Annotated in this window: 22 protein-coding genes and 1 other annotated feature; of the genes, 7 read left to right on the top strand and 15 right to left on the bottom strand. The window is 48.8% G+C overall.

Features of this window, described 5'->3' with window-relative positions; translation table 11 throughout:
- Positions 1 to 55 precede the first annotated feature (55 nt).
- From EDC32_RS04805 to ypeB, 7 genes are all read right to left on the bottom strand, one after another.
- Positions 56 to 238, bottom strand: a complete 183-nt coding sequence (locus EDC32_RS04805) for a capping complex subunit for YIEGIA (RefSeq protein WP_132220195.1) — start codon at positions 236 to 238, stop codon at positions 56 to 58.
- On the bottom strand, positions 235 to 1,143 hold the full coding sequence (locus EDC32_RS04800) for a YIEGIA family protein (RefSeq protein WP_132220194.1): 909 nt from the start codon (positions 1,141 to 1,143) through the stop codon (positions 235 to 237). The genes EDC32_RS04805 and EDC32_RS04800 overlap by 4 nt, the downstream gene beginning before the upstream one ends.
- A gap of 6 nt (positions 1,144 to 1,149) precedes the next feature.
- The gene (locus EDC32_RS04795; RefSeq protein ID WP_132220193.1) at positions 1,150 to 1,803 is read right to left on the bottom strand and encodes a hypothetical protein; all 654 of its coding nucleotides are present in this window, start codon (positions 1,801 to 1,803) and stop codon (positions 1,150 to 1,152) included.
- Positions 1,804 to 1,875: 72 nt separating this feature from the next.
- Complete coding sequence (gene rpsA / locus EDC32_RS04790) at positions 1,876 to 3,039, bottom strand: 30S ribosomal protein S1 (RefSeq protein ID WP_022738438.1); 1,164 nt, start codon at positions 3,037 to 3,039, stop codon at positions 1,876 to 1,878.
- Between the two features lie 113 nt (positions 3,040 to 3,152).
- Positions 3,153 to 3,743 carry a lysophospholipid acyltransferase family protein gene (locus EDC32_RS04785; RefSeq protein WP_132220192.1) on the bottom strand — a complete coding sequence of 197 codons (591 nt, stop codon included), beginning with the start codon at positions 3,741 to 3,743 and terminating at the stop codon, positions 3,153 to 3,155.
- A gap of 3 nt (positions 3,744 to 3,746) precedes the next feature.
- The gene (gene cmk, locus EDC32_RS04780) at positions 3,747 to 4,415 is read right to left on the bottom strand and encodes a (d)CMP kinase (RefSeq protein WP_022738435.1); all 669 of its coding nucleotides are present in this window, start codon (positions 4,413 to 4,415) and stop codon (positions 3,747 to 3,749) included.
- A 294-nt stretch (positions 4,416 to 4,709) separates the two neighbouring features.
- Positions 4,710 to 6,056, bottom strand: a complete 1,347-nt coding sequence (gene ypeB, locus EDC32_RS04775; RefSeq protein WP_132220191.1) for a germination protein YpeB — start codon at positions 6,054 to 6,056, stop codon at positions 4,710 to 4,712.
- Positions 6,057 to 6,464: 408 nt separating this feature from the next.
- Between ypeB and EDC32_RS04770 the strand changes: the two genes are divergently transcribed.
- Together EDC32_RS04770 and EDC32_RS04765 are read left to right on the top strand one after the other, a co-directional pair.
- Entirely contained in the window at positions 6,465 to 7,436 is a 972-nt protein-coding gene (locus EDC32_RS04770; protein WP_132220190.1) for an asparaginase, read from the top strand.
- Positions 7,437 to 7,498: 62 nt separating this feature from the next.
- The gene (locus EDC32_RS04765) at positions 7,499 to 8,776 is read left to right on the top strand and encodes an NCS2 family permease (RefSeq protein WP_022738431.1); all 1,278 of its coding nucleotides are present in this window, start codon (positions 7,499 to 7,501) and stop codon (positions 8,774 to 8,776) included.
- Between the two features lie 41 nt (positions 8,777 to 8,817).
- Here the strand turns inward: EDC32_RS04765 and EDC32_RS04760 are convergent, their stop codons facing one another.
- Together EDC32_RS04760 and EDC32_RS04755 are read right to left on the bottom strand one after the other, a co-directional pair.
- On the bottom strand, positions 8,818 to 9,798 hold the full coding sequence (locus EDC32_RS04760) for a YpdA family putative bacillithiol disulfide reductase (RefSeq protein WP_132220189.1): 981 nt from the start codon (positions 9,796 to 9,798) through the stop codon (positions 8,818 to 8,820).
- Between the two features lie 75 nt (positions 9,799 to 9,873).
- Positions 9,874 to 11,157 carry a Glu/Leu/Phe/Val family dehydrogenase gene (locus tag EDC32_RS04755; protein ID WP_022738428.1) on the bottom strand — a complete coding sequence of 428 codons (1,284 nt, stop codon included), beginning with the start codon at positions 11,155 to 11,157 and terminating at the stop codon, positions 9,874 to 9,876.
- A gap of 132 nt (positions 11,158 to 11,289) precedes the next feature.
- On the opposite strand from EDC32_RS04755, the gene EDC32_RS04750 reads away from it, so the two are divergent.
- The gene (locus EDC32_RS04750; protein WP_132220188.1) at positions 11,290 to 12,006 is read left to right on the top strand and encodes a PIG-L deacetylase family protein; all 717 of its coding nucleotides are present in this window, start codon (positions 11,290 to 11,292) and stop codon (positions 12,004 to 12,006) included.
- 58 nt (positions 12,007 to 12,064) lie between these two features.
- Here EDC32_RS04750 and EDC32_RS04745 read toward each other — a convergent pair whose 3' ends face one another.
- On the bottom strand, positions 12,065 to 12,664 hold the full coding sequence (locus EDC32_RS04745) for a genetic competence negative regulator (protein ID WP_132220187.1): 600 nt from the start codon (positions 12,662 to 12,664) through the stop codon (positions 12,065 to 12,067).
- Positions 12,665 to 12,837: 173 nt separating this feature from the next.
- Entirely contained in the window at positions 12,838 to 13,404 is a 567-nt protein-coding gene (locus tag EDC32_RS04740; RefSeq protein WP_132220186.1) for a CPBP family intramembrane glutamic endopeptidase, read from the bottom strand.
- A gap of 125 nt (positions 13,405 to 13,529) precedes the next feature.
- Here EDC32_RS04740 and EDC32_RS04735 point away from each other — a divergent pair, with 125 nt between their 5' ends.
- Positions 13,530 to 13,739 (top strand): ferredoxin, encoded by a 210-nt coding sequence (locus EDC32_RS04735; RefSeq protein ID WP_022738423.1) that lies wholly within the window; start codon positions 13,530 to 13,532, stop codon positions 13,737 to 13,739.
- 432 nt (positions 13,740 to 14,171) lie between these two features.
- Here EDC32_RS04735 and EDC32_RS04730 read toward each other — a convergent pair whose 3' ends face one another.
- The 3 genes from EDC32_RS04730 to EDC32_RS04720 all read right to left on the bottom strand — a co-directional run bounded on the left by EDC32_RS04730 (position 14,172) and on the right by EDC32_RS04720 (position 15,923).
- Positions 14,172 to 14,792, bottom strand: coding sequence for a hypothetical protein (locus tag EDC32_RS04730; RefSeq protein ID WP_022738421.1), 621 nt, complete (start codon positions 14,790 to 14,792; stop codon positions 14,172 to 14,174).
- Positions 14,793 to 14,819: 27 nt separating this feature from the next.
- Positions 14,820 to 15,389, bottom strand: a complete 570-nt coding sequence (locus EDC32_RS04725; RefSeq protein WP_054096506.1) for a C39 family peptidase — start codon at positions 15,387 to 15,389, stop codon at positions 14,820 to 14,822.
- A gap of 192 nt (positions 15,390 to 15,581) precedes the next feature.
- Positions 15,582 to 15,923: a rhodanese-like domain-containing protein gene (locus EDC32_RS04720; RefSeq protein ID WP_132220185.1), complete on the bottom strand. Its 342-nt coding sequence runs from the start codon at positions 15,921 to 15,923 to the stop codon at positions 15,582 to 15,584.
- A 124-nt stretch (positions 15,924 to 16,047) separates the two neighbouring features.
- Here EDC32_RS04720 and EDC32_RS04715 point away from each other — a divergent pair, with 124 nt between their 5' ends.
- Positions 16,048 to 16,542: an inorganic diphosphatase gene (locus EDC32_RS04715; protein ID WP_022738417.1), complete on the top strand. Its 495-nt coding sequence runs from the start codon at positions 16,048 to 16,050 to the stop codon at positions 16,540 to 16,542.
- A gap of 49 nt (positions 16,543 to 16,591) precedes the next feature.
- Here EDC32_RS04715 and EDC32_RS04710 read toward each other — a convergent pair whose 3' ends face one another.
- Entirely contained in the window at positions 16,592 to 18,733 is a 2,142-nt protein-coding gene (locus EDC32_RS04710; protein ID WP_246026881.1) for an ATP-dependent helicase, read from the bottom strand.
- A gap of 164 nt (positions 18,734 to 18,897) precedes the next feature.
- Positions 18,898 to 19,144: a binding site (T-box leader), on the top strand.
- A 62-nt stretch (positions 19,145 to 19,206) separates the two neighbouring features.
- Here EDC32_RS04710 and EDC32_RS04700 point away from each other — a divergent pair.
- Positions 19,207 to 20,361 carry a pyridoxal-phosphate-dependent aminotransferase family protein gene (locus tag EDC32_RS04700; RefSeq protein ID WP_132220182.1) on the top strand — a complete coding sequence of 385 codons (1,155 nt, stop codon included), beginning with the start codon at positions 19,207 to 19,209 and terminating at the stop codon, positions 20,359 to 20,361.
- Complete coding sequence (gene serA / locus EDC32_RS04695) at positions 20,354 to 21,934, top strand: phosphoglycerate dehydrogenase (RefSeq protein ID WP_132220181.1); 1,581 nt, start codon at positions 20,354 to 20,356, stop codon at positions 21,932 to 21,934. The genes EDC32_RS04700 and serA overlap by 8 nt, the downstream gene beginning before the upstream one ends.
- Positions 21,935 to 21,968: the final 34 nt, after the last annotated feature.

Below are 21,968 nucleotides of genomic sequence, written 5' to 3'. Positions count from 1 at the left end.
AGTATAAGACATACCTAATCTTAACTGAACATTGATTCTTTAAGCAACCAGCATCTTAGTGTTTCACGATAATCTTCGTATCCTGGTCAATCTCATGCACCATCGCATCCAAAATTTTTTCTAGCAGAAACGCTTTTTGCTCCAGCTCTTCCAAGGAGTCAGCCGCAAAGATGGGAGCCCCTCCTGCCACTTTGTCGCGCTGCGTGGTGATGACCGCCAATATTTTCCCTTTGCTCATGCGCTTTCCCACCTTTTTCTCAATTCCTTGGGCATTTTGCTCGGTTTGCGAATGGCACTCTCTAAGACAGGTACATTTTTAACGATCTCAACAGCTCGTTCCACGTCTTTCTCTTGCGGCAACAAGAGGATACCCAGCCGCCCGTCTTTCAAATCCCGTTTGGCCAACGGAGTCAGCGCCGGCTCTCCCGTGTCACGATACACGCCCAAAATGGTGGACACATCATGCAAAATCGCCTGCCTTTGCCCCACATTGCCAATCGTGACCCGTCCGCTTGCCTGGCGCGGTGTGATCAGGATGCCGATCCCATTCTCCAAGATGCGTTTACGGTTGTCCTCCAACCCAATATTCATCAAATAGATATCCTGCACGTACAGGCTGGCCCCTTCAATCCGGAGCGGTGCGACCTCTACTTCAGCGATGTCATAAATCACTTTACCCGACATAAGAAACCCGCTCAAAAAAAGAATCGCCAAACCGACCAGCGCCCCAACCCACCAATAATGGAAAATGACGACACTAAGCGAAGTAAGAAAAGCAGCGAAGATGACGATATAATTTCTTCCTTCAAAAACCATGGCAATGCCTTCAATATAATTTTTTCCTCTGGGCACCAATTCCAGTTCATCCAAATTGGTCAACATTTGCCGTTCCATGTTGCGAACATCACGAAATTGTTGCGCGGCTACCGTCAAAAATGTGATCGCCGTGTAATCCTTTTGCATCAGAGCTGGAACAGCCACCGCGCCAAGGGCGGCAGCAATCAGACCCAAGGCCAGATGGATCACATGGCCATGCGGGTAGGTCGGATATTGGCGATAATCACTCTCCAACATCCGAATTCTTGTTACGAAACCAGCCACCACCCCCCATACCACGGCCAAGGTGTAAAGAGATAAATTCATTTCACTTCACTCTTCCTTTCGTAGAGGAATCCGCATCCACTTCTCATGAATGTTGGCGGCAAACACTCTTAACCGGCGCCATCCCAACATCACAAGCAACGAAAGCCATACCGTATCCAAAAATTCACCTGACCCCCAGATTAGCGGCATCAACATCTCACGGTGAAAAGACGCGATCCACACATGCAACATCATACTTCCACAAAGGAGGCAAGCCACATGTTCTTTGACACTTCGGGAAAACAAGCCGCCAATACCCACGAACACTGCAACGCAGAATAAGCGGAACAGAGGATCAGCCCAATCGGTGGCGACCCGGGCATATTCATGCCACAAGAAAAGCGCTGTTCCCGAAAACACCCCGAAACTGATCGTTACCGTTGCCCTGGACAAGCAAAGCCGGCCAAGCGTGATAGCCAGTCCGATCAGCAACACAACAGCCCCTGGGTGAATCCACCACGCCTCCTTCATGGCAAGAGGCGGACTAGAAGTCAGCCACCAAGCGGTTACGGCCAATCCGTATGCCCATTTGCGGGGCCAATCCGTTTCCAGCCATCCCGCCCAATACAAGATAATCAAAATGAGCAAACACAATTGTGCCAAAATGCCGGGAGCCATTTTCCGATTTCCTCCAGACACATGGGTTTTTTTTAGTGTCACTCTGCTACCACCTTTTTAAGCAAAAAAAGAACCAGCCAAAATCTGGCTGGTTCTGATGGAAGCTGATTGTTATTATTTCAAATTGCGCAACTCGGGATACATGTCACCCAACGTTACGTTCAATCCGCTGGCCGGTTGTTCTTGTTGTTGTTGCTCCATTACTTCTTTTACTTCTTTGCGCTCCTCTTCCACCTCAACATCTTTGATGCTCAAGCTGATGCGCTTTTGTTCTGGAGCCATTTCAAGCACTTTCACTTGTACCTCTTGGCCTTCCTCCAACACTTCAGCTGGGGTAGCCACATGGCGACGGGAAATTTGAGATACGTGAACAAGCCCTTCTACGCCTGGGAACACTTCTACGAAAGCACCGAAGGAAACCAAGCGTTTTACAGTACCTTTAACCACATCGCCGGCAGAGAGTTCTTTGGCCACTTTTTCCCATGGGCCTTCCTCGGTTTCTTTAATGCTCAAGCTGATGCGCTCTTGTTCGCGATTTACTTTGAGCACTTTCACCTTCACCTTGTCGCCTTCTTTTAACATATCTGCCGGATGTTCAACGCGATGCCAAGCCAATTCGGATACGTGAACCAAGCCATCCACTCCGCCGATGTCGACAAACGCGCCGAAATCGGTCAGGCGTTGAACGGTTCCTTCCAGTACTTGCCCTTCTTCCAAAGAAGCGAGCACAGCTTCTTTTTTGCGGTTCAGCTCTTCTTCCAACACCGCTTTGTGGGACAAGATGCATTTGTTTTTCTCAGCGTCCAGCTCAATTACTTTCAATGAAAGCTCACGGCCTTTGTAGTCGCTGAAATCTTCCACGAAATGCAATTCAACATGGGAAGCCGGAATGAAGCCACGCACACCAACATCAACAACCAAGCCGCCTTTGACGATATCGGCTACAGTCGCTGTGATTACCTCGCCGCTTTCAAATTTGCGTTGCAACTCTTCCCAGGACTTTTCAGCATCGACGGCTTTTTTGGAAACAATCAATTTATCTTCGTCTTCCTTGATGCGGATTACTTTCACATCCAGCTCGTCGTCAACATTCAAAACGTCAGCTACTTTATCCACATGCAAACTAGATAATTCTGAAATTGGCAGGATTGCTTCCGATTTGTAACCAATGTCCACCAACGCTTGATTTTGTTCTACGCTAACAACTTTCCCTTTCACTACATCTCCTACTTGGAATGTAGCAACTTCAGTCAATTCAGATTTCATCTCTTCTGCCATGAACATGCCCTCCTCATTCTCCACACTGTCATAAAAATATCTAAATCAAATTATATGAAGGAAAGATCTGGATGAAAAAGGTGAGCGCAATTCACCTTTTTCATACGATCTAATTATCTATGATGATCAATCATTTGTTTAATCCGCAACATGACCAACTCAGTGAGTTCGTTCGCAGCATCGGTTCCAGCTTTGCCTTCCGAGAACGTTACCGTGTCGATCGGCTCCCCGATGATCACTTTGGTCTGGCGAAACAAACGGTATGGACCAATGATCGCCACAGGGATCATGGGCGCTTTGCCTTTTATGGCGATCAGCGCAGCTCCGACGTGGGCTTTTCCGAGTTCACCCGATTTGGAGCGGGTTCCTTCAGGAAAAATCCCCAACACGTGTCCATTTCGAAGTAGCCGGATCGCATGCTTAACCGCTCCGCTGTCGCCACCGCCCCGCTTCACCGGGAAAGCATTTAATTTTGTAATGATTTTACCGATGATCGGAATACGGAACAACTCTTCTTTGGCCATGAAATGGATTTCGCGCGTGTCGATGAATCCGCCAACCACCGGCGGATCAAGATTACTGATATGATTGGCGCAGATGACGGCGGGCCCTTGTGACGGAACATGCTCCTTTCCAATCACTTTTACCCGGAACAACATGCGCAACAGGTGTTGTGCGATACTGCGGATCTTCGTATAGAACATATCTTACTCCCCACCGCCTAATTTGTGACGGCAAAGTTGCATAATGCTTTCAACAATTTCATCGATCGAGAGATGCGTTGTGTCGATAAGCACAGCATCTTTGGCCTGTTTAAGCGGAGCATGCTTACGCGTGCGGTCGTTTTCATCGCGGCGCCGGATCTCTTCCCTCAGCCCGTCCAAGTCCACGTCCGCCCCTCTGGCTTTTAACTCTTTGTACCGTCGGAGGGCACGTTCTTCAATGGTGGCGGTTAAAAACACTTTCACATCTGCTTCCGGCAAAACATGTGTGCCAATATCCCGCCCATCCATCACTACGCTCTGACGTGCGGCAATATCCCGCTGCTTATTCACAAGGATGCGGCGCACCCCTGGCATTTTCGCGATGGCCGACGCCAAGCTCGAAATTTCTTGGGTTCGGATCTCTTCTTTCAGCAATTGTCCGTTAACCATGACTCCTTGAGGATGAAGGGAAAAGTGAAGCTGTTCCGCCAACTGGGTGACCGCTTCTTCGTCAAACACATTTAAATTCTCCTGGAGCGCTTTCCAAGCGATGGCTCGGTACATAGCCCCGGTGTCGACATAAGACAACCCAAGGCGACCTGCAACCCGACGAGCCACCGTACTTTTGCCGGCTCCAGCCGGTCCATCAATCGCTACTTGCAACTGTTTCATCTACCTAACAAATCCTCCCTAAGTCGGGATGAAAAACAACCGAGCAGGGTGCGCCTGCTCGATTGGAGATACTTATTCGATTTAAATCGACGCCAAGTAAATCCCTATCGAAATCTTCGACCCCAACAGCCTATCTACTATGTATTTCTTTTTGACAAATCTATCAGGATCCCATAATTGGTGCCATGGTTCATAGAGTAAAGAAATCCTGTTTAAAGAATAACATAATTTTGTCACACATGCAATGAAAACAATTAAATGAGCCGATTGTATTATATCGGCCCATTTAAAATATTAAATTCGATTTCCATTTGCTTTCTCTATCCGATCGACATATTCTTCTTCGCCTGTATCGGCATTGATAAACAACCGGTATTGTTCTCCGTTAATTGTCCCCAAAAATTCATGGCACAGAACTTGGCGACCGTTGCGATCGTAGATCACAGCCAGATTGTTTTTGGTCAGTTTCAGATGGGGATTTACTTGCTTCCGCGCTTGGGTTGCGCTTAATTTCGGTTTGCGTTTGGACCAATCCATCTTATTGAAAACATATTCATCTGCTTGCAAACCCATGACTTCTCCATTATCCAATGCCACTTTTACAGCCAGTGACTCGGGGTAGATGTACACGTCACCCTCTTTATGAACAAAATTAAACGAGGCGATGTTGGATACTTCGTCATAAGAAATCGGAGTCATGTTTTTATAACCAATCCGATTGAGGAAGCGAGTTGCCCGGGTTAACGCTTGATCCAAGGTCAACCGTTTTTTCGTGACAGGCCGGTCAAACACCATCCATACGATATGACCGTCAATGGTCGTCAGATCTGTGTACACTTCTGTCTTATTGCGTCCCTCATATCTGACGCTGTAAGTAGGATAATCCCCTTTTTTGTTTCGGGTCACATGCATCCCTTTGGTGGATTCGCGTCCAAACGCATAAGCGACTCGCTGTTTGGCTTGCTCCGGCGTGATCAGTTTCCCTTTTAACTGCTTCACCCGTTCCCGCTGGCGAATTTCCATATTGTTGACTGACGGACCCCAATCCACTTCCGGAAATTCCTGCACCACTTGATTCACTTTTTTAAACCCGTCGATGATGGTATTATCCATCTTCTTATCTTCTGAAGCCACCGCCAATTCCACGTCCATCCAGCGCAGGTTCCGGTTGATCACTTTGCTCTGCAACGCTGCCATATCATCACGGATATGTTTTGCTTGCTGGTATAGATCACTCAATGTCTTCCATTCTTTGTCGCTGAGCGGCTCCTTATCCAAATCCCGAATGCCTACTTCATAGGCGAAATTTCCAACGCGAGACAAAAATTTTTCCGCTGAATCAAACGGCATCAACGTCAATGGCAATTGACCGATATCACTTTGTGCCGCATACGCCAGACGCCACACGTTGGTCATGGCCGTGCTCAATTGACGCCGCGAATTAAGAGCGATCGATTTCCCCAATTCTCCTTGCAATCGATCCATGCGGTCATTCAAATCATGAAATGCACGTTGGTATTGGTTTTCCGCTTTAATCAACACGGAATTTTTGTCTTGATGCTCCATATAACCCCATGCGGCTGCGGCGATAAAGGCGACAGCCACAATCGGCAATAAGATTGCTGCCATTCGTTTGTACATGACATCACGTCTCCTTTGTTGTCATGCGTTCTTCTAAGATTCTTTTGGTAGTCTGAACGATGTGCAAACGAAATATGCAAGCGCCACAAAAAAACGGAAGCCCTCGTTCAGACTTCCGCTTTCACAATCTTTCCCTTTCTATTTGAAAATCGTCGTTATTGTTGCACAGGCAACGCTTAAAACCCGTTTCTAACTTGCCTTTTTTCATTCGTCCCTTTAGAATGAAACGTTCACCGCATTGATTGCAATTGATGGTCACCACATATTTTTCATTTTCGCTCATCATGTATCACCGCCCTCTTCTCTCCCTATTATTGACATGGGATGATGGGTTCCATACGATAGAAAATGGCATCCTAAAATAGAAAGGTGGAAAAGGATTGTCATCATGCCGACAGTCTGCCATATATGAATAATAAAGTGATTGTCATTACCACTGGTGGGACGATCGCCATGAGCGAGAACATGGAGTCGCAAGGGGTTAAACCGCAGGATCCCCAAGCCTTACAAAGCGCCCTGCCGTTATTGAACCAATACGCAAAAGTGGAAATGGATCATCTTTTCAACAAGCCGAGCCCCCACATCACCCCGGCGGATATGTTCCTGATTGCAGAACGCGTGAAAGAACATCTGAACCGAGGTGCGAAGGGGATCGTGATCACGCATGGAACCGACACGTTGGAAGAAACGGCTTATTTCTTGGATCTGGTTCTCGACACTGACAGGCCCGTGATCGTTACCGGGGCCATGCGTAGCTCCAATGAACTGGGGGCAGATGGGCCTGTGAATATGGTCAACTCCGTTCGCGTGGCCGCACACGAACAATCGCTGGAACGTGGCGTGATGGTCGTCTTCAATGACGAAATTCACACTGCCCGGGATGTCACCAAAACCCACACCAGCAATGTGGCCACCTTCCAATCACCCGGGTTGGGCCCGGTCGGCTTGGTAACCAAAAAGGATATTCGCTTTTTCCGAGATTCGGTAAAAGAGCCCCGCTTCCCTCTTGCAATGCCTTCACACCAAGTCGCTTTGATCAAAGTGGCGGCTGGCATGGATGACAGCCTGATCGCATGGGCGGTAGAGCGCGGATTTGACGGTATCGTGTTGGAAGCGCTGGGTCAGGGAAACTTGCCTCCCGCCATGTTGCCTGGCCTAAAACGCGCGCTGGCCAGCGAGATTCCCGTCGTGCTGGTGTCCCGTTGCTTCAATGGCTCGGTGCAGGACACGTATGAATATGAAGGAGGCGGGAAACAACTAAAAGAGCTTGGTTTGATCTTCTCCAACGGCATCAATGGCCAAAAAGCGCGGATCAAACTGATGCTCGCCTTGTCAAAAACAAAAGACGCAACCGAATTACAAAGCTATTTTCAGTATTGATTTATAGTGCGCTCAATCAGAGCGTGGGTGGGCGAGGGAGCATTAGCAAAGAAGGAAGGAAATTGAAAGGATTACATTCGATTTTTCGGTTAGCATCACACAACACATCTATTCGCACAGAATTTTTGGCCGGCTTAACTACCTTTTTCACCATCAGTTACATCATCATCGTCAACAGCTCTATCATCTCCGAGACGGGGATCCCATTTGAAGCAGCTCTTTTGGGAACCATCTTCACTTCATGCCTCAGTTGCCTGCTGATGGGATTGTGGGCCAACGCCCCCATTATTATTGTACCGGGCATGGGGGTGAACGCGTTTTTCACATTTACCATGGTGCATGAGATGGGCCTCTCTTGGCAGGAGGCGCTAACCGCGGTAACCCTCTCTGGCATGCTGTTCACCATCATCACCTTTACTCCGCTGGCCACTTGGTTGAGCTCAGCGGTACCAACCGCCTTGAAAAAGGGGATGACCGTAGGCATCGGCTTGCTCATCACCTTTATCGGATTACAAAAAGGTGGATTAATCATCAGCAATGAACAAACGTTCGTCAGTTTCGGCAATCTCCATCAACCCAAGGTGTGGATCACGCTGTTTAGCCTTGCACTGTTGATCATTCTCTTTGTGCGCAAGGTACAAGGCGCGTTTTTGATCACACTGGTGTTGGCGACGGTGGTCGCGTTAATCGCCGACCCTTCAATCGCCCAGGGAGAACCAGCTCCTCTATCACTTGAACAGTATGTTCCTTTGCTAGGCAACTTCGCCTTGGCAGGGTTGGGCAAACTCACTTTCTGGGTGGCAACATTCACGCTAACTATGATCCTCGTGTTTGAAAATATGGGATTGTTGCAAGGACTGTTAACTGACAAACAAAAGTTTCCAGCCGCTTTTCAAGCCAGTGCCCTATCCAACATCATGGCTGGGCTACTGGGAACGAGCGCGACCATCTGCGCCTTGGAAAGCGCAACTGGCACCCAATCAGGGGGGAGAACGGGCTTGACCACCATTACGGCGGGCGGTCTTTTCTTGCTCTCGCTAATCCTCATTCCCTATCTGAAATGGATTCCAGAAAGTGCGGTGGCTGCCATCATGATTGTGGTTGGCGGATTGATGATGCAAGAGGTGCAAGCGATTCCGTTCGGTGATTTTACGGAGGGGTTGCCGGCTTTCATCACTTTTGCATTCATCCCGTTCACCTACAGCATTCCCACCGGCATCGCGTTTGGTTTCATCACCTACGCTATTTTAAAAATTGCGGCCAAAAGGACGAGGGAAGTGCCGATCTCATTTTTTATCATCGCCTTGTTATTCATGATTCAACTAGGCTTGCACGGATAAAGAAAAAAAGCGATTTCCGGCTCTCGGAATCGCTTTTTCGCTTATATGCGGGCCACCTTCCGTTTGTCTCGGATGTGGCGCGCGATGGAACGCCCATGGTAACGTCCATTCTCGATAAACACCTTGGTTGCATCATGCCCTGTGGCAATCACTCCGGCCAAGTACAACCCGGGCACCGTCGTTTCCATATCGTCGGACAGCACCGGTACCCCCGTCTCTTGATCGATTTGTCCGCCCAATCTCTCCACGAAAGTCAGGTTAGGCCTGTACCCGGTCATCGCAAACACCGCATCCGCCTTGATTTCCTTCCGTACACCTTTTTCTTCAACCACCACCGCATCTGGAGTGATTTCACGCACTTCCGTTTCCCAATGCATATGGATGCGTTCTTTTTCGATGGCCGCCTCGATCAAGGGTCTCACCCACGCCTTGACGCTGTCGTGAAAGGCGCTTTTGCGGTAAACCATATGAACGTGCGCTCCCACTTGATGTAAATCCAATGCCACATCAATCGCTGAGTTACGTCCGCCAATCACCACCACCCGTTCCCGCGCATAAGGATGGGCATCGTGAAAATAATGCTTTACATGAGGCAGATCTTCACCTGGAATATTCAACATATGTGGATTGTCATAATACCCGGTGGCCAACACGACATTTTCCGCTTCATATATGCCACGCCCATCCCGCTTGGACGTAATTACGCGAAATCCTTTTTCTATCCGCTCGATCTCCACCACTTTTTCGTATGTGTTCAGTTCCAAGTGATGCTTCTTGACCACGGTCCGAAAGTATGCCAGCGCTTCATGCCGGGTCGGTTTTTCATTGACTGTCGTAAATGGGATACCCCCGATTTCCAAATTGTCGGCCGAGCTAAAAAAAGTCATCGACAGCGGATAATGATATATTGAATTCACCAAACAACCTTTCTCAATGATCAATGGATTCAAGCCCACTTTTTTCAACTCAATCGCGGCTGAAAGCCCACAAGGGCCCGCACCCACCACAATTACATCAAACATACTGTCACCTCCAACGATGCAAAAGAAGAACACCCCTTCACTCAAGGGTGTTCTCCTCACCACTTCCTTATTATACTATACCCAACCGCGGAAACGTGATGCTTCCGCCATTTTTCTCACACCCACCATATACGCGGCAAGACGCATGTCCACTTTGCGGGTTTGAGCGGTATTATATACGTTTTCAAACGCACGCACCATAATGTCTTCCAATTTTTGTTCCACTTCTTCGTCAGACCAGTAATATCCTTGGTTATTTTGCACCCACTCAAAATATGAAACGGTCACGCCACCAGCGCTGGCCAATACGTCCGGCACCAACAAGATGTCACGCTCATGAAGGATTTTGGTCGCTTCCAACGTGGTCGGTCCATTAGCCGCTTCGACAACAATGTCAGCTTTGATTCGATCAGCGTTTTTAGCGGTAATCTGATTTTCAACCGCTGCCGGAACAAGGATGTCGCAATCGAGTTCCAACAACTCTTGGTTGGTGATGGTGTCTTTAAACAATTTGGTGACGGTTCCAAAAGAATCTCTGCGATCAAGCAAGTAGTCAATGTCCAAGCCATTCGGATCATGCAAGGCACCGTAAGCATCAGAAATACCAATCACTTTGGCTCCCGCATCATGCATGAACTTCGCCAAGAAACTACCGGCATTACCGAATCCTTGAATGACGACACGTGCACCTTCAATGCTGAGGCCGCGTTTTTTCGCTGCTTCGCGGATCATCAGGGTGACACCTTTGGCCGTAGCCGTTTCACGACCGCGAGAACCGCCCAACACCAATGGTTTACCAGTGATGAATCCCGGAGAGTCAAATTCGCGGATACGGCTGTATTCATCCATCATCCACGCCATGATTTGCGAGTTGGTGAACACGTCCGGAGCAGGAATGTCTTTCGTCGGCCCTACAATTTGGCTGATCGCACGCACATAGCCGCGAGACAAGCGTTCCAGCTCACGGAAAGACATGTTCCGCGGATCACAGATGATACCACCTTTTCCTCCGCCGTAAGGGAGGTCGACAATGCCCGCTTTCAAACTCATCCAAATTGATAGCGCTTTCACTTCTGATTCAGTTACATCTGGATGAAAGCGCACTCCACCCTTGGTTGGACCTACGGCATCATTATGTTGAGCGCGATATCCCGTAAACACTTTCACAGTGCCGTCATCCATGCGGACGGGAATCCGGACGGTTAATACACGCATAGGTTCCTTTAACAATTCGTACACAGCCTCTGGATAACCCAGCTTATCCAACGCTTGATGAATCACAGTTTGCGTGGATACCAAGACATCCATATTTTCACGCTGTTCCTCTTGACGACCTGCAGCAACAGACTGTTGTTCCATCCTGACCACCTCAGAATTAAATACTAACTGCTAAAAAGACCAGTATTCAGTATACAATAATACACTAAACAACCAAAGAATGTCTCTGTTTTTTCGTATATTTAAAAACAGACGCACCAATAAGGTATAATAATGCAAGAAAACCTGACTGCTATGAAAGGATTTGACTCGAAAATGTACCAACAAGTTCTATATTGTTTTGCCCATCCTGATGACGAAACATTTACTTGCGGCGGCACTATCGCCCGCTTCCATGTAAATGGCGTCCGTCAAACGCTCTACTGCGCTACTCGCGGTGAAGCAGGTAAAACAGGTCAACCACCGCTTTGCGCACAAGAAGAGTTAGGTGATATCCGTGCGCAAGAGCTGGCTCGGGCCTGTGATGTTCTTGGCATTGATGAGTGCATCCTGCGGGATTATGGAGACGGACAATTGAGCCAACTCCCTTTCCAACAACTCGTTGACGATTTGTTTAAGATCATGGAAAGCATCCGCCCAGATCTCATTATCACCTTCCCGCCGTCTGGCATTTCTGGCCACCTTGATCATCAGATTATCCAACAGGCTGCCTTGGAAGCAGTAAAGAAAACTACATTCCCTACCAAACTTTACTATATCGTCATACCAGAATCAATCGCTCATTTGCATTCTGGAAAAATTCATGCGACACCAGATGAATACGTATCCATGAAAATAGATGTCACCCCGTTCCGCGCTAACATCGCCCAAGCGCTACGCGAACATCAAACCCAACATCTTTCAATAGATCGCGTCTTTCCAGGTGTGCGTGATGGCGATATCAGCCGCTTGCGTTCACATGAATATTATCAACTAGTTATACAAAAATAAAATTTTTTATACAACAAATTAATAACACACCCGGTTATTACGGGTGTGTTTATTTATCTCATCCAAAATATTGACTGATTTGGTTGATCGCATCGTTTTCACACACAACTTTACCATACTCGGTCAGCATGGCCTCTGTCACCGTGGACACTTCGCCATACTCCGACAACATGGCAATCAACGTATCCACCTGACCCTTGGACAAATGCTTTTCTCCACCAAACAGCAAATAATAGCGGTTTTGATAGGCAAATAGCTGCCCTCCTTGCATAGCATGGGCTTTCATGCGCACAGCCGCTTGGACTACGTCTTCGAAGTCGTTAAAACGGAAAATGATATCATCCGACTCTTCCATCGTCACTTCTAACTCGTACATTTCTTCCGTTTGTTCAAACTCATCGACTTCTGATTTCGGAGCCCGGCCACGGGTAACCACAACCACCATCCCTTGTGCGGGAAGGGCGAAAACTTCGACAGCTACTGGCCCAACCACTTCAAAACCCAATTCCTGATATGCGTGTTCCATCATGTCATTAAAGAGTTCATGTACTTTCGGAATATCTCTCCACATGTCCTCTTTTTGAATCCCACGATCAGCCAAATCGTCGAGAGTCAAGAAAAAGCGCACCTTATCCCCGTCTAAACGCTCGACACGCATGGCCTACCCTCCCTCGCCGGAGACTCCCACATTCAGAATATGAGGGACTGAATCTCACTGTTACGCGGTCAAGTCTCCTATTTTTCTTTATATCAATCATACACAAAAATGGCTTTCCTTGCATAGGGTAATCGCATTTTTTTCTGGGCATTGCCAATCCTGAAGACGCATCCTCATTCCTTCGCTTCATACCGCAAGTAACATCCCATCACGAAATCGACAACCGCATGAGCGATCACTGCCGGGGCAAGATGACCCGTCCATTCGACCATCAGCCCAAAGACTGTTCCGACTCCGGTGACAAAGACGACCAATACCCATTTTTTTAAGTATCGGGTGTGTACAAGCGCAAATAAGAGGGCCGTTCCCCATACCCCGATCCAACCCTGCACCAAACCGCGGAACAACAACTCTTCCCCGATGGCAGCCATCACGGCGATCAACATGATATGCCACCAAGGACGACGCGCAAACAATAATTGGTTTAATCCCCCGTCATCAAAATGGTGTTCAGGCAACAAACGGATTAGCACAAATTCCATGGCCACGATGAATCCACCGACGCCGACACCCATCAGCCACATGTAAAGCTCGGCAAACGGTGTCAATTCAACATAAAGTCGATTTTTCCACCATAAATATGGAACACTCAATAAAATAAACAGCAGTTGCGTAAAATAAAAACTGATCAAGATTAATCGCTCCTGCTGGCTCCGCTGATCACAGTTGATGTCGCTCATATCGCCCCTCCTTTTTCTTGATTTACTGATTGCTCCTTGAAATCGGACACAATTCCGTCTACAATGAGGGGTGGAAGTGGACTTAACTCATTATTGGGATATATACACGGGAGGAGATTTTCACTATGCGCACATGGGTAGATAAAGATACTTGTATCGCATGTGGAGCTTGTGGCGCAACCGCTCCGGATGTTTACGATTACGATGAGGATGGCATCGCATATGTGATCCTCGATGACAACACCGGAACGGCAGACGTACCAGAAGAACTTCATGATGATGTTCGCGATGCACAAGAAGGATGCCCGACCGACTCCATTAAAGTAGAAGAGTAATTTGTCAAAAAACATGTTGTTCACACGGTGCATGTAAGCAAGCGGTTTGGCTTCACTCACGCACCACGTGCTGTCAACAAGCGGTCAATCCAGATCGCTTACATACCAGAACAACGATGAGCCACCTCATGCCAGGTGGCTTGTTCTTTTTCGCACATACGCCGCTCAATTGCGACCTATAAACATGCCCACCTTATAATGATAATGACTATCATTATCTTCGTCAACTCAGTTATTCATTCCCCACCATTCACTCTCAATCCTATCTATGACCTTCAACATCTCCATAAAAGAACCTTAGCCCGGTACAATACCGAGCTAAGGTTGTTAAAGTACACTTGGAGCGCTGTCTATTTTGCATCAGACTCGCCCTAAAACCCAAACTGCAGTTTTACTACGGGCTTCTCAGCCGTTTTTATGACTCGTCAACGCTTACTTTAGCAACTCTTTCATCTTGGTGATCACATCGGTGGAAGCAAGCTGCTTGCCAGCGGGCAGGTTTAATATTTGCGCGGCGCCTTGGCTCAGATAAACCTGTTCACCCTTGCTGGTTTTAGCGACGAAGACGCCTTGTCCTACAAATTCAAAGTAACGGATTTGGTTCTCTTTTTTCACCGCTTTTTTCGCAACTTTGTACATGTTCATCAAATCTTTGCTGCGGTTTTTCCCGCCCATTTTGATCGGTTGGACATCATCGGCGACAACTAAGCCTTCGGGTTGCTCACCTTTCATCATGAACCAGAGTTTCTCTTTGGTTGGTTGCAACATGCCAATCAGGCTGGTTCCTTTATATGATTTGATTACGTTGGCATCGGGTGTGCGGAAAATCGGAATGGAGAAAGAAGAGAGTTGGAGTCCTTCCACAGGAGTTACATTTTGAGGCATTAATGATTTGCCCTGTTTCGGGGATTTTTGTGAAACTGCTGTTAAGTAATCTTGAAAAGCTGTCTTTTCAGGCTGGTCTGAAGCGAAGCCGTTGCCGATAAATCCGACCAAGCCGACGGTGGCGACGATGGCCACTGCGGGAATGATGATTTTTAAGCTTTTAAGCATGTGAAATCTCCTCCTCGATGGTTGTCATCAGTAACCAATGTCATAAATAAGCTCTCGCCAATAAAAATTGTTGTTACTCTTAAAGGCTTGATAAGTCATGTAGTAATGGTCTCCATACCAGGGGTCCATATATTCGACATAGTTGTTATTATTTGAGGTGAAGTAGCCATCCAAAACAACAAAATGTCCAATGGTAGCTCCATTTGTCCACCAGATCAGGGGAATCATCGGTCTGCCGTTGTTGATTTGCGATTGGATAAATGAATAGTTGGGGTAGTACCAATTGCCATAGTAGTTGGTCCATCTGGATCTTAAGCCGTAGGTGGACAACCCTCTTTGAATCTCACTGCTGGTGGCCGGGTTATTGTAGTACCCACCTTTGACCGCATAAGCGAAATTGTATTGCGAAACATTCTTGCCTTTATATTGCGAAACTGCGGCACCGCTTGCCGCCCAACACCAGTTGCTGTAATCTTGCTTGATTTCGGGCACATAAGCGCCGTACGCCTTTGCTTGATCCGGTGCCGTCAACTGGAGGCTCACCGCAGACAGCAAAGCGAAAAGAGCTGTCATCACAAAAAGTCGAATCTTATTCACTGATGCACTTCCTCTCTATGGTGATGATCGTACTGAAAAATTTAAATTCGCTATTTAAATAAAAACCCCTTCTTCAAAAGCGAAATAGAAGAAGAGGCAACATGAATTGTCAATCATTATTAAAAACTTATTATTATATAAGAATTTATTTATTATATTTTCAGAAGGAATTATGTCCGTTCTATGCTGCTGTTATTCTTCTTCCTGCTCCAAATAAAGCAACACTTCCGCTAAACCGCCGTCCACATTTACCACATCCGCGTAACCTTGCTGCAATAAAAAATTGGCGGCGTGTAAACTGCGAACTCCATGAGCGCACAAGAGGTAAATTGTTTTGTTCGGATCGATCTCCGTTAACCGCTCCGGCAACGAGCCAAGTGGCATGAGTTTGCAATGCTCCAAATGAACCATTTCCCATTCTGCGGGTTCGCGCACGTCGATCACTTCAATGTGGTGCGCCCCCAACTCTCCATTCAAGTATTTCTGTGCAAACACACCAGGTGAGATGTGATACTTGCTTTGATCGTTTTTCATAACTGCGCTCCTTTATTGATTTATTGTTTCACAGTGTCTTTTCATTTGCTTCTTTATTCAAAACCGACTAAAATGATGGTTGAGTGATTTACAGCTTCATTGTACATAAAGAGGAGGAAAGCTCATGTCTAACCAACTGATTGTGGATGCTTTTATTGAGATCCCTACTGGAAGCCAAAACAAATACGAATTTGACAAAGAGAAAGGCGTATTCCGTCTTGACCGGGTGCTTTACTCCCCCATGCATTATCCAACCGAATACGGTTACCTCGAAAACACCTTGGCTGAAGATGGAGATCCATTGGACATCCTTGTCCTGACCAGCTTCCCAACCTTCCCTGGTTGCGTAATCTCCAGCCGGGTGATCGGCGTGCTGCTCATGTCCGACGACAAAGGTCCAGACGAAAAAGTATTGGCCGTGCCTGTGGATGACCCACGTTTCAATGGCGTAAACAGCTTGGATGATGTGGCTCCGCACGTCCTGAAAGAAATCGAACACTTCTTCCGCGTCTACAAAGACTTGGAAAACAAAGAAACCAACATCATCGGCTGGAAAGACGCTGCATTCGCCGCTGAACTCTACCAACAATGCCTCGACCGTTACCAACAAAATAAATAATCAGCCACCCCCTTGCTTTGCGGTTTTCGTGAAGCAAGGGGTTTTTTGTTCATTCCGGGCAGGACAACAGGCCTAATTGGCGTGACAGCTCATAGTGGAGGGATTGCGTTTGGCCTGGGAAGCGTACCAGAATTTTTCGTCCCGGCGCCACTCCGGCAAGCGGTGTCACTTCCACAATGCTGCCCACACCGAAGCGAATGTGGTTCACTGACATCCCCGGGGCCACTTCTTCACTTGCAAAGCGGAGTTGGGGCTGGGCTTTGCTCGTTGCGCGGGCAGACGTAAACACTCGAGCCGTTCGCTCCAACTCTCGCTTGCGTTCAAGCGGGGCACTCGTGGGCTCTCCCCCATGCCCCAATTCCTTAGCAAACGGGGATGGCGCCACTCTTTTGCCTTGCCTGGTTTGGCTGACAGAAAGCCAGCATTCCGTTTTAGCCCGAGTCATCCCCACATACAAAAGGCGCCGCTCCTCTTCCCACGCGGCCGCTTTCCGTTGTTCCGATACCTGTAGGCTTCGGTGATGTGGAAGTACCATCGCATGTAACCCGATGATATAGACACGGTCAAATTCCAATCCTTTTGAACGGTGAAGGGTCATCAGTTTGACAGGAGCGGTCGCATCAGAATGGCGCAATTGCCGCTCAACTTCTTGCGCATGGGCCAGGAGCTCTTGTCCATTCGCGAAATGGCGAGCCGCCAAGGCCAACTCATCCAAAGGTTCAAACAGGCTGGATTGATCACTCCCCGTTTCCTTAGCAAACGCTTCCAGATAACGGTCATAACCGATGCGTTCGCGAATATAAGCCACAGCCTCCTCCGCGTTCATCTCCGTCAAGCGCGGTACTTGATCCCGCAACTCACTCAAATACCGGACTTGGTAAGCTTCCAATCCATCCAAGCCGGGCAACGCCGCCAACAATGATCCCCCATGTTTTTTCGCCCTTGCCCAACAAGCGTCAATCCAATCCTCATTGTAAAGATAGCGTTTAGGCTTATTGATAATCCGTACCAGCGCGTCCAAGTCCTGTGAATTCCAAGCCAAATTTAAGTAGGCGAACACGTCTTGAACTTGCCACCGCCGATAAAACGAACTCTCCCCCGACGCGACCATAAAGGGAATCCTTTTGCGCACCAGGGCATCCACTACCGCGCGGGCCTGAGTCGATGTACGGTAGAGAATGGCTGTTTCCATCCCATCAGTCAGGTGGGTCAAGATCTGTTCTGCCTCCTCTTCCTCATCAAGCGGCTCCATCCACTTCACATCTGGCCCCCTCACCCCGGTTCCCGCCCGCGGTTTCCGCTGCCGGCGGCGGTTGTGGCGAATCAATTGTTCACTTGCTTGAATCAATTCTTCGGTAGAACGGTAATTGACAGACAGAATGATCCGCGTTAGCTCGGGGAAATCTTTGTTTAGTTCAAGCATATATTTTGGGTCGCTTCCGCGGAATCCGTAGATGGATTGATCGTCGTCCCCTACCACAAACAAATGGCGGTGTTTCGCCGCCAATTTCACCAAGATCTCGTACTGCACCCGGTTGATATCCTGAAACTCGTCCACCAGTATATGTTGGAACTTCGTTTGCCAGTAGGAGAGCCATTCCGATTGCCGACAACATGCATGCACAGCCAAAAGAATGTCATCATAATCCCACATCCCGCGTTCCGATTTCATGCTTTCATATGCCGTATACAAATCCCGGAAGAGAATATTCTTCTGTTTCTCGACTCGCAACCGTGCCGGCAAAATCCCGTTGTTTTTGCACAGCCCGATTTGGTTTAGATAAGTGGACACCGTCTCTTCATCGGTCGGTAATTCCCGCTCCGCTAACAAGTCCCGCATCACAGCGGTTTGTTCGGCTTGTCCCATAAGAGGAGGAACGTTGCAACCGCTCTCGCGCAACATCTGCAAAAACAACGAATGAAAAGTGCCAACAGCCAACTCCCGGGTGCGAGTAGGCATCACTTGTTCCAATCGCTCCCGCATCTCCCGCGCGGCGGCCCGGGTAAATGTGACCAACATCAACTGGTTCGCCGGGATGCCCTGTTCCAACAAATACAGCACGCGCCGGGTCAGCACCGTCGTCTTCCCACTACCTGGACCGGCAAACACGGCTGTGGGGCCGATCGGCGCGGTCACCGCCTTCCGCTGGTCGTCATTCAACCCACTTAACAACATCTCCATTCCCGACACTTGCAGCAACTCGCGTCCTCCTTTCCTTGATGTTCACGCCCATTTCGATTAGGTTATATCTTATCACAAATCTGCCGACACGCTTAACCCAGCAAAAAATTTTTTTACTCTTCACAGTTGACACTACTGATTCAACATGCTAAATTAGGTATCAAATTTAGATTAGCAACACGATGAAGGAGCCAAGCATCAATGGTGAACTCTCAGAGAGCCGATGGTTGCTGTGAATCGGCAGTTTGCCTGATGTGGAGCACTCCCGAGTGGCTGATTGAACCGCTAAGAAGTAGATCAGCACGGTTGACCCGTTATCCACTAGAGTCGATATGGCAGATCATGCCCATCGACTCGCCAAGGCTGTCAGCGCGAGCCGACAGCGAATGAGGGTGGCACCACGTACCCCACGTCCCTCTGCCCAAACAAATGGGTGGAGTAGGCGTGGGGTTTTTTATATAAGACGAAGGAGGAAATACAAGATGAATTGGCAAGATAAAGCCCATTTACGAATTCCCGGACCAACCCCGATCCCACTTCGGATCCAACAAGCGATGTCCCAGCCGATGATCGGGCACCGCGGACAGGCGGCCTCTCGATTGTTGCAGGAATGTGCGACATCGTTGCGCACTCTGTTTGGCACAACCCATACCCCGCTCATTTTGACAGGAAGCGGCACCTCCGCTTTGGAAGCAGCCGTAACCAATGCGGTACAACCGGGGGATGAAGCGATTGTTGTGGTGACAGGGGCTTTCGGAGATCGTTTCGCCAAAATAGTGGAACGATACGGAATTGCCTTGCATCGATTGGATGTCCCGTGGGGAACCTCTTGTTCACCTGAGCAGTTGGCTGCCTTCGTGCAAGAACATCCCCGGGCCAAGGCAGTATTCCTCACTTATTGCGAAACTTCCACCGCCGTGCTCAATCCTATTGCCGACCTGGCCAAAGTGGTCCGCGAGCATTCTGACGCGTTGGTCATCGTCGACGGTGTCAGCTGTCTGGGCGCAGTACCCTGCCACATGGATGACTGGCAGGTGGATATCATGGTGACCGGTTCCCAAAAAGCGTTAATGCTTCCACCCGGTCTCGCTATGGTCGCAGTGAGCGAGCGGGCGTGGAAACGCATTGAACAGCAAACACAGCCCCGTTTTTATCTCGACCTCACTGCGTACAAGCGAAGCATGGAACAACATTCCGCTCCATACACCCCGGCCGTATCTCTGTTGTACGGCTTGAAGGAAGCATTGCTCATGCTGGAAGAAGAAGGATGGGAAAACGTCTTTGCACGTCATCAACGCTTAATGCGCATGACCCGCGCGGGGCTTAGGGCACTAGGATTGCCGTTACTCACTTCCGACGATGACGCTTCCCCGACGGTCACCGCCATCGACGGACGGCAAACGGCATGGGATACAGAGTCCTTGCGCAAACATATGAGCGAAATGAACGTCACCATCGCTGGCGGCCAACAACATCTGAAAGGCCAAATTGCCAGAATCGGCCACATGGGTTACTGCGATGAGCTAGACGTGCTTACTGTCTTGGGCGTGTTGGAGATGGCATGTTTTAAAATGGGCGTACCTGTAGAATTGGGAACTGGCGTCAAAGCAGCACAAGAGGTGATGTTGCATGTATAAAGTATTGATTACCGACCCGTTGAGCGATCAGGGCATTGACAAACTGTTGCGGGCCGAAGACGTCGAAGTGGTGCGAAAAATCGGCTTGACAGGCGAGGCATTGTTGTCAGAAATCGCCACTGCTGATGCTCTATTGGTACGAAGTCAGACCAAAGTGACCGAAGAAGTGATCAATCAAGGGAACCGATTGAAAGTGATCGCCCGCGCCGGCGTTGGTGTTGACAACATTGATATCCCCGCAGCCACTAGAAAAGGGGTGATCGTCGTCAACGCCCCCGACGGCAACACGATCTCCACCGCAGAACACACTTTTGCCATGCTCATCTCCTTGGCTCGCAACATTCCGCAGGCTCACCGTACCGTGATAAACGGGGAATGGAACCGAAAAGCTTTTGTCGGAGTGGAGTTGAACCAAAAAACGTTGAGCATCATCGGCTTTGGGCGAATCGGTTCGGAATTGGCCAAGCGGGCCAAAGCGTTTCGCATGAACGTAATCGCCTTCGACCCTTATCTGACTGAAGAGCGGGCGCAAAAATTTGGCGTACAAAAAGCATCTTTCAACGAAGCAATTGCCGCTGGTGATTTTATCACCGTGCACACCCCGCTTACCAAAGAAACACGCCATATGATCAACCATGAGGTGTTCGACAAAATGAAAGACGGCGTCCGCATCCTCAACTGCGCCCGTGGTGGCATCATCGACGAAGCCGCTCTTTATGACGCCATTGTTTCCGGCAAAGTCGCCGGGGCCGCTCTTGATGTGTTTGAAGTTGAACCGCCAGGCAATCACCCGTTGTTTACTTTGCCGCAGGTGATATGTACGCCGCATTTGGGTGCTTCCACCATTGAAGCGCAGGAAAATGTGGCGGTGGATGTGTCCGAAGAAGTGCTTCATATCCTGCGTGGCGAGCCGTTTAAAAATGCGGTCAATCTCCCTTCCATCCCGGCGGAATTACAACAAAAACTGGCTCCTTACCATGAGTTGGTCGAAAAGCTGGGGCATTTCGTGGGCCAAATGACCACCGAGGCGATCAAAGAAATCACCATAACGTACGCTGGGGAACTGGCTGAAGGGGACGTGGCTCCCCTTACGCGGATGATGCTGAAAGCAGTCCTTTCACACCATCTAGCAGATATCAACTTTGTGAACGCCCCCCACTTGGCCAAACAGCGTGGCATACATGTGCTGGAACAGAAATCGGGACACAGCCATGGCTTCACTCAATGGCTAAACATTGAAGTCAAAACGGACAAAAACCAGCATCAAGTCAGTGGCACCTTGCTCAACGGTTTTGGGCCACGCATCATCAAAATCGACCAATTCCCGGTGGATGTTGCCCCCAAGGGGCATCTGCTGTTCATCCAGCATCGGGATCAACCGGGCGCCATCGGCCGAGTTGGCACATTGCTGGGCAGCCGGGACATCAACATCGCCACCATGCAGGTCGGTCGAAAGCAAGCAGGAGGACAGGCGATCATGATCCTCCGCATTGACAAAGCGATCCCTCACGACTTGATGAACGCTTTGAAACAAATGGATGAGATCCAATCGGTAATGGAAATCGACCTGTAAGCCTCTCTTGTCCGCTACTGGTGTATGGGATAAA

The sequence above is a fragment of the Laceyella sacchari genome (genome assembly GCF_004343255.1).
GTDB classification, from domain to species: Bacteria; Bacillota; Bacilli; order Thermoactinomycetales; family Thermoactinomycetaceae; genus Laceyella; species Laceyella sacchari.
The sequence above is the reverse complement of the archived record's forward strand: the minus strand, read 5'-3'. Positions and strand labels throughout refer to the sequence as shown.

What these genes read in the sequence shown, in the direction of transcription:
- serA (WP_132220181.1), top strand. Translation starts at nt 20,354, where the DNA reads ATGTATAAAGTATTGATTACCGACCCGTTGAGCGATCAGGGCATTGAC.
- EDC32_RS04700 (WP_132220182.1), top strand. Translation starts at nt 19,207, where the DNA reads ATGAATTGGCAAGATAAAGCCCATTTACGAATTCCCGGACCAACCCCG.
- EDC32_RS04745 (WP_132220187.1), bottom strand. Translation starts at nt 12,664, where the DNA reads ATGCGTGTCGAGCGTTTAGACGGGGATAAGGTGCGCTTTTTCTTGACT.
- cmk (WP_022738435.1), bottom strand. Translation starts at nt 4,415, where the DNA reads ATGAAACAGTTGCAAGTAGCGATTGATGGACCGGCTGGAGCCGGCAAA.
- EDC32_RS04730 (WP_022738421.1), bottom strand. Translation starts at nt 14,792, where the DNA reads ATGCTTAAAAGCTTAAAAATCATCATTCCCGCAGTGGCCATCGTCGCC.
- EDC32_RS04715 (WP_022738417.1), top strand. Translation starts at nt 16,048, where the DNA reads ATGTCTAACCAACTGATTGTGGATGCTTTTATTGAGATCCCTACTGGA.
- EDC32_RS04800 (WP_132220194.1), bottom strand. Translation starts at nt 1,143, where the DNA reads ATGAATTTATCTCTTTACACCTTGGCCGTGGTATGGGGGGTGGTGGCT.
- EDC32_RS04735 (WP_022738423.1), top strand. Translation starts at nt 13,530, where the DNA reads ATGCGCACATGGGTAGATAAAGATACTTGTATCGCATGTGGAGCTTGT.
- EDC32_RS04755 (WP_022738428.1), bottom strand. Translation starts at nt 11,157, where the DNA reads ATGGAACAACAGTCTGTTGCTGCAGGTCGTCAAGAGGAACAGCGTGAA.
- ypeB (WP_132220191.1), bottom strand. Translation starts at nt 6,056, where the DNA reads ATGTACAAACGAATGGCAGCAATCTTATTGCCGATTGTGGCTGTCGCC.
- EDC32_RS04750 (WP_132220188.1), top strand. Translation starts at nt 11,290, where the DNA reads ATGCAAGAAAACCTGACTGCTATGAAAGGATTTGACTCGAAAATGTAC.
- rpsA (WP_022738438.1), bottom strand. Translation starts at nt 3,039, where the DNA reads ATGGCAGAAGAGATGAAATCTGAATTGACTGAAGTTGCTACATTCCAA.
- EDC32_RS04785 (WP_132220192.1), bottom strand. Translation starts at nt 3,743, where the DNA reads ATGTTCTATACGAAGATCCGCAGTATCGCACAACACCTGTTGCGCATG.
- EDC32_RS04805 (WP_132220195.1), bottom strand. Translation starts at nt 238, where the DNA reads ATGAGCAAAGGGAAAATATTGGCGGTCATCACCACGCAGCGCGACAAA.
- EDC32_RS04760 (WP_132220189.1), bottom strand. Translation starts at nt 9,798, where the DNA reads ATGTTTGATGTAATTGTGGTGGGTGCGGGCCCTTGTGGGCTTTCAGCC.
- EDC32_RS04770 (WP_132220190.1), top strand. Translation starts at nt 6,465, where the DNA reads ATGAATAATAAAGTGATTGTCATTACCACTGGTGGGACGATCGCCATG.
- EDC32_RS04740 (WP_132220186.1), bottom strand. Translation starts at nt 13,404, where the DNA reads ATGAGCGACATCAACTGTGATCAGCGGAGCCAGCAGGAGCGATTAATC.
- EDC32_RS04720 (WP_132220185.1), bottom strand. Translation starts at nt 15,923, where the DNA reads ATGAAAAACGATCAAAGCAAGTATCACATCTCACCTGGTGTGTTTGCA.